The organism is Yersinia sp. 2542 StPb PI (assembly GCF_048593855.1).
Lineage (GTDB): Bacteria > Pseudomonadota > Gammaproteobacteria > Enterobacterales > Enterobacteriaceae > Yersinia > Yersinia enterocolitica_E.
Genome location: NZ_JAZGQA010000298.1, coordinates 1 through 3376 on the forward strand (window position 1 = coordinate 1; position 3376 = coordinate 3376).

Below are 3376 nucleotides of genomic sequence, written 5' to 3' on the forward strand. Positions count from 1 at the left end.
CTGAGTAGTTTGATAATATGTGACCTTATAATGACCATTTTTAGATTATTCTCAGCATACTCATCTTGGATGTTTTGGGTTTCAATTTGTATTGCTGCCATTTCCTTTTCTAATCTGGCAAGGGTTTTTCCAATATCTTTATTATCTGACTCCTTGTTACTTTTATTGATTAAATGCTCAGGAGCAATAGCATGAAGCATTGACAAGGCGAATTTTTGGGTGAAGTTATTGATATTTATCATCGTTGTCACCATTTCTATTTGTTTGTAAGGTTTAAGTTTTCGCAATATTCTAAAGATCGATTGTGAAACACTTTTCTCCGCCAAAAGTGCCATAACCTCCTTGGCTATACCATCAGATATCCTCAACTTTGAATTGAGCGTCACTGATGATGTCCCCAGAACAGCACTCAATTTTTCTATTGATACGCCTGAATCGATGGCTTTTTGAAGCATTTTTTGTTCTTGGATGATGGTTAATCGGTTAACTCTTTTGTTATAAGAATAGGTATCTTCAACGGGTGATATTAGGCAGTGAACAAACTCAATATCGAGATCTTTCAATGCTTCAATACGAAGATGTCCATCTAAAATCTTCTTAGAGTCATCATCTGTGATAAAAATAATCACTGGTTCTATTAAACCAATTTCTGATATTGACGTAAGTATTTGCTTATACTTTATACTGGATTTCACATTGATTGGCAGTGACTTAGAATGCACAAGGCTTGCTATCGTGAATGTTTGAAACTGCTGATTAAAACATTGCTTAATCATAATTTTTATCCCTATTAAAATTTTTATCAAGCAGAGCCTCAGGCATATTGGTGATATTGTTATTCCGCAATACTGAACAGAAGTCATCATCTTCTATTAATTGCTTGAATATCTCCTTGACGGCCAGTATGGTTTCATTGACGTAGTTAGATTTAACAAGGATGTCTTTATGTTCATTGACATTTTTCTGATATATTTTTGATAATTCTTCTGGACTCAACTTTTTCTGAGGACGACCATTGGTATATGTATTATTAATAGCACCTTTGCTTCCTTCTTTTCGTCTATCAAGAATACGTTTGATGCGGTTTATTTGATTTCCTTTTATCTGTCCGTTGAGAAGAGCTTCAGTAAGTGACTTTTGGGTTTCATTATCGTCAGCTCTTGATATTTCTACGGCCAGATATAATGGGATATAACCTGATTCAAATGCAATGAGCAGTTTTTTTTCCCCTCTTTCAATGAGATTCATGATACCATGAACCCAACTGGTTGTATAACCTAGCCGATACCCGATTTCTTTGTCTGTCAGACCCTGCACTTTTAATTGTCTTACACAGCCAAGAAGCTCTCCTGCTCTCGGTTTTCTACGAGCTATATTTTCAGCCAGACTCATTAAATGTCCTGTTTCTTCATCGACATTTTTAACTATTGCTGGGATCATGGTTTCTTTATACTCTTGATACGCTTCCAGTCGACCTTGCCCGCAAATCAGTGCATATTCAAAGTGATCATGAACCATCCTTCTCACCGTGATGGGCCGTTTAAGGCCAATCTGGTTAATGTTTTCTTTTATTTCATTATGAGTAAACACATCCCGGTCTCTTGGATTACTAACCATGATTTTGCATATGTCTATCATTTCTACTTTTTCAGTGGTCATCGTTTTATTTTCTCTATAAATGTTGTTCTTCTCACTAAATGGTAAAATGGATTAAGTGTATTAAAATTATACAATTCGAGACCGAATGTATTTTTCTCTTTTAAACTTAAATGGTTATAAACCTCATCAATTGAAGGGAAAATATAATAGTCAATAGGGGACTTATTTAAGCTATCCATACGAATAGCAATACTGATATCTGGAACTGACAAATGATTAAACCTGATTTTCCATCTTAAGCTATTCCCTGATAACCGCTGGCACCGAGCAAGATTGACAGATAAAGTGAATTCATCATTGATATTTAAAATCCCTTCTGTGGGCGAATCACTAACCCATCCATTAGATTTATAAATATTTTCAATAATAGTCTCGATTACAGAAGAATGAAATCCCTTCAGAACTTTATTGGTTTCCAGATAGGTATAGTCCTGCCTTGGGTTGTATCCGATAAGGCTATATACTCGTAGCAAGCTACCAAATCGGGAACGATAAGTACTACTTGATGGCAACAACTCCTCCTCGTCTATTATAATCCCTGACAAACGCCCTCTTTTAATCAAAAGAATACTCAGTTTCTCCAATAATTCATCATCAGTAAAAATTACCATTCTTGATGCTATAATTTCTTGCGCAAGATTAAATTTATCAATACTGATGATAGGTTCATATGCTCCATTGAACCTTACCCATTCATCTTCGGGGTTATTGACATGCCGTTGTTTCAGTTTAAACGAGGTTTTGTTATAGATACTGTTACCGATATATTTTTCATTCGTGAGTATTTGGTGTATTTTCCCTCGGGTCCATTTATTTCCATTTTCAGCAAAAACGTTAGTTCGGTTTAATTCTGTAGCAATAACAATTTCAGGTTTCCCTTCAAGGTTAAACATATCGAATATTTTATTGACAATGTTAATCTCCTCCAAAGGTCCTGGAGAGAGAATAATACGATCAGTCTGGATACTTTTTCTCTGGCCGAATTCAAGTATTCCTTTTGGTACATGGTGCTCATCAATCAATAAGCGCCGTAACCCATAGCCCGCCACTCCTCCTTGATGGTAGCCTCTTTTAATTAAATTAACCTGCCCCAGGAATACTTTTTCAGAAAGGTTTCGACTATAACTTGCTGCCCCATGTCGAGAAAATGACAACCCGAGCATAAACATTTCAGGATGCTCCTCTGAAAATGGCTCTGCACAATAGATAATTTTCACGCCATTTTTACGAAGTAAGTGTGAGTAATGCCCAGCTTCATCCGCATCCTGGAAACGTCCAAATCGACTCACATCGTAAACAAGAATAGCTGAAATGGTTATTTTCTTATTAATAACATCATCGAGTAATGCCTTTAATCCTGGTCTTCCTGAGATGTTCAGCCCACTTTTACCAGCATCATTATAAGTATGAATGATCGTGATATTATTTCTCAGTGAATATTCCCTTATATATTCAGATTGATTATCAAGAGAGTACTTCTGATGTTCCGTAGACATTCTTACATATTCTGCGGCCAAAACTCTTTTAATACTTTCCTGTGGGGATGATGGAACCATTTTTAACCTCAACTTGTTCATGAATTAAAATGGTTGATCGATTTGAATTTTCTTTAAAGCTTTATTTGTTAGAAATAAAATCAACATTGAGAGTTATCAATAAATAGTAAGTTAAGACATTACAAATACGATAATTTTCAAACTATACATTCAATTAGATG

The 3376-nt window shown here is 35.3% G+C and carries 3 protein-coding genes; all 3 read right to left on the minus strand.

What is annotated here, in order from left to right:
- On the minus strand, window positions 1-776 hold a 776-nt coding region (locus tag V1952_RS20820; protein ID WP_420075455.1), incomplete at its 3' end, for a plasmid partitioning protein RepB C-terminal domain-containing protein.
- Entirely contained in the window at window positions 769-1659 is an 891-nt protein-coding gene (locus V1952_RS20825) for a ParB/RepB/Spo0J family partition protein (RefSeq protein ID WP_420075456.1), read from the minus strand. The genes V1952_RS20820 and V1952_RS20825, both read right to left, overlap by 8 nt.
- Window positions 1656-3215: a recombinase family protein gene (locus V1952_RS20830; RefSeq protein ID WP_012104619.1), complete on the minus strand. Its 1560-nt coding sequence runs from the start codon at window positions 3213-3215 to the stop codon at window positions 1656-1658. Before V1952_RS20830 ends, V1952_RS20825 begins: the two co-directional genes overlap by 4 nt.
- Window positions 3216-3376 lie beyond the last annotated feature (161 nt).

Coding starts and splice junctions, on each gene's coding strand:
- V1952_RS20825 (WP_420075456.1), bottom strand. CDS start 1,659: ATGACCACTGAAAAAGTAGAAATGATAGACATATGCAAAATCATGGTT.
- V1952_RS20830 (WP_012104619.1), bottom strand. CDS start 3,215: ATGGTTCCATCATCCCCACAGGAAAGTATTAAAAGAGTTTTGGCCGCA.